This window comes from Pedobacter anseongensis, assembly GCF_037482965.1.
Lineage (GTDB): Bacteria > Bacteroidota > Bacteroidia > Sphingobacteriales > Sphingobacteriaceae > Pedobacter > Pedobacter anseongensis.
Map to the genome: position 1 here is coordinate 1 of NZ_JBBHKB010000007.1, position 2771 is coordinate 2771.

A 2771-nucleotide genomic window follows, 5' to 3' on the forward strand; every position below is an offset into this window, starting at 1 on the left:
CTCGCAATGACGCATGATATTAAAATCATTTCGATTCTGTTTTATTTTTAATCGTTATTGTGCTTTTCTGATAAGCAAATTTTCCATTAAAATCGGTGCCTTCAATAATAACGGTATAAGTTGTGGGTTTTTCACTAGCATAAAATGAAAATGAAATTTTACCATCTTGATCTGGAATTAAGTTTGGTTCCCAAAAAAGTGTAGCCCTAGTATCGGAAATTGATTCAGTGGGCTTAACGGCATATTTAGGACTATAAAAAGTTTTAGGAATGGCAAAAGGAATAGGCCGGTATACATATACTCCAGGCGTTCTTCTAATAAAAGGGCCAGCGCCACTCCGAGTTGTAATTAACAAGAATGCAGCACCTGAGCCTCTGAAGGCTTTCACATCCTTAATGTCTTCCGCATTCATGAAGCTAAAAAGGAATCGATTTGAAGCATCAAAGTCATTTTCGCCCAGTAATTTGGTGCTTAACCCATCAATGAGTACATCGGCAAAGGCTCCAAACATTGGCGATTCGATATAAAATCTTGGAACCACTCCAAAACCAGGAACTTTTTCTCTCAATAACTCCAGTAAAGTTCGACGGGGCACTTTTTTTAATTCGGCTTCTGTAATGTGTCTTTTTAATGGAATTTCTTCGATAGACCCCGCTGGCGTAAATGTTTTTTTTCCTAGAATCACAACTTCTCTCAGCTGATTATACTTTTTAGTATATGCTAAAACCCTTTGCTTGACAGTCTTTGCGTAATTAAATGTTATAGGGTCTGAATTAACATACCAAGGCTTAATTTTCTGATTAAAAGGGGCCTTTAAAAGCGTAGGGATAAACTCGTTGACCGTAATAATGGCAGCAGAAGATTTATTGTTAGCAGTTTTTGCTTTGATCAAATATGCCACACTATCTAAAGGGGGTAAATCATTGAATGAGAACAGGCCTTCTTTGTTGCTTATGGTGTCTTGAAAGATGACTACCTTTCCTAATGAAAGTAAATTTACTTTTCTATTGGGAAGCGGACTATTTAATACCGTATTTAAACGCCCATTAATTGCTATGCTTGTTTCGGGTTTAAATTTTGGGAACTGTGAATCAATTAGCATCGATTCCCAATGATAACCTACCCAACCTTGCGTTAATAACAAGTGGTCTAAAGCGAGTTGGGTAACTGGACTCTTATCTCTAAAATACCATTCAGGTTCCTCGATATTCCCTTTAAGGCTACTTGTTAGAAGATAATGTGAAAAAATAGTTGACGGATAATCTTCTAGTTTTATCTGATTATCATCAGTTACTGATACTGAATAGCTACCATTGGATAATGGTAAATTGTTTTGGTCGGTTAGCCTAAGCTGAATGGCAATACTATCTAAGGGTTCGAATTCATTTTTGCTTGATGAAACTAACATATTTACCTTTTCTAAAGCACCAGTCATGATTAATCTTTCATTTAGGGGCAAGAAGTCGCTATCGAATACTGTAAAATGCGTTATCCCATCTGGGAATGATTTTTTTGCCAACCTTGTATTATAGAAACCATTTTTAAGACTAATGTTAGTTGCATATACTGTGTTATTTTCATTCTGCGCTATTAGGCTATACAATTTGTCTGTTCTTATACTTTCTGTTGCTCTTATGTACACGTAAATAGAGTCTAGGTTGGAATAATTATCTATCCTTAACGCTGTACCTTCTTTTTTGACAATTGGTAAATTAAAAGATTGGATGCTAGTGTTTGGCATACTCACTTTTGCGACATAATTTTCGCCAGTAGCTGGCAACAGATAGAAACTACCCATTCCATTGTGCTGACTTTCAAAGTTTACCACCACTTCATTTTTTCCATTAAAAATTTTACCTTTAATATTTACACCCCTTCCATCTTCGCCAGTTGCTTTAAAAGCTATCTTCCCATTAATGCCATTAACCATATCTCCTCCTTCAGGTAAAAATTGCAGATCGATTTTATCAGGCGATGGTTGGGTAATCGGTATAATTACCTTTTGTGTTTTGTTCAGTTTGTCTTGAATAATAACTTGCATATTGTTATTCATACCCTCGTCTTCAATTTTAAAAGATGCTTTTAAGACCCCATCAACAGAGGTTTGTAAGCTATTTTTAAACAAATTTTTTTTGCCATTCATTAATGTTACGTATACATCTTTAAAACCAATGGGAGTGTTTTTTAATGATGTTAGTTTAGCCGTGAAATTCAGATTTTTAGAAGAGCCTTTATTTTCAATCTGTTGGGTTGAACTAAGAAGCCAGCTGCTTTCATTTGATTGGCCAATATTAAATTGCTTGATAAAAAAATAATCATCCTTAAAGTTCTGCTGTAGATTGGTATAAGCTCTGATAATATAATTGCCCTGTGGTATATCTTTGAGGGCAAAATCGCCCCAGGCTACGCCATTAACAATTAGTAGAGATTTTCTTTCTTTTACCTGATTGCTATCATTTACTAATTCGATATAAACTTTTTTGCTAATGGCATTTGCTTGCAGACTGGCATTCAATAAATAGGTTTTAAACCAAATGGTGTCGCCCGATAAATAATAAGGCTTGTCGAAATTTAAATAGAGTTTTTCTATTGGAAGCAATTTCGAACGAGCATCTAATTTTGAAGCAATTGTTTTTGCTAAGTTTTGCTGTGCGTTTAGGACAAAGGATAAGCAGATAAACAGGATTGTGTTAAGGAAAATTTTTTTCATAATGTATTTTTCTTCTTTAATTCTTGCCTCGAGTTGAGGAGAGGTCTATTGGAATACGCCT

Annotated in this window: 1 protein-coding gene; it reads right to left on the reverse strand. The window is 35.0% G+C overall.

From position 1 onward, the window contains the following. Positions 1 to 25: 25 nt before the first annotated feature. Positions 26 to 2710 carry a hypothetical protein gene (locus WG904_RS19545; RefSeq protein ID WP_339581041.1) on the reverse strand — a complete coding sequence of 895 codons (2685 nt, stop codon included), beginning with the start codon at positions 2708 to 2710 and terminating at the stop codon, positions 26 to 28. Positions 2711 to 2771: the final 61 nt, after the last annotated feature.

Bases quoted from the DNA above. Each gene is read 5' to 3' on its own strand.
- WG904_RS19545 (WP_339581041.1), bottom strand. From the start codon at position 2,710: ATGAAAAAAATTTTCCTTAACACAATCCTGTTTATCTGCTTATCCTTT.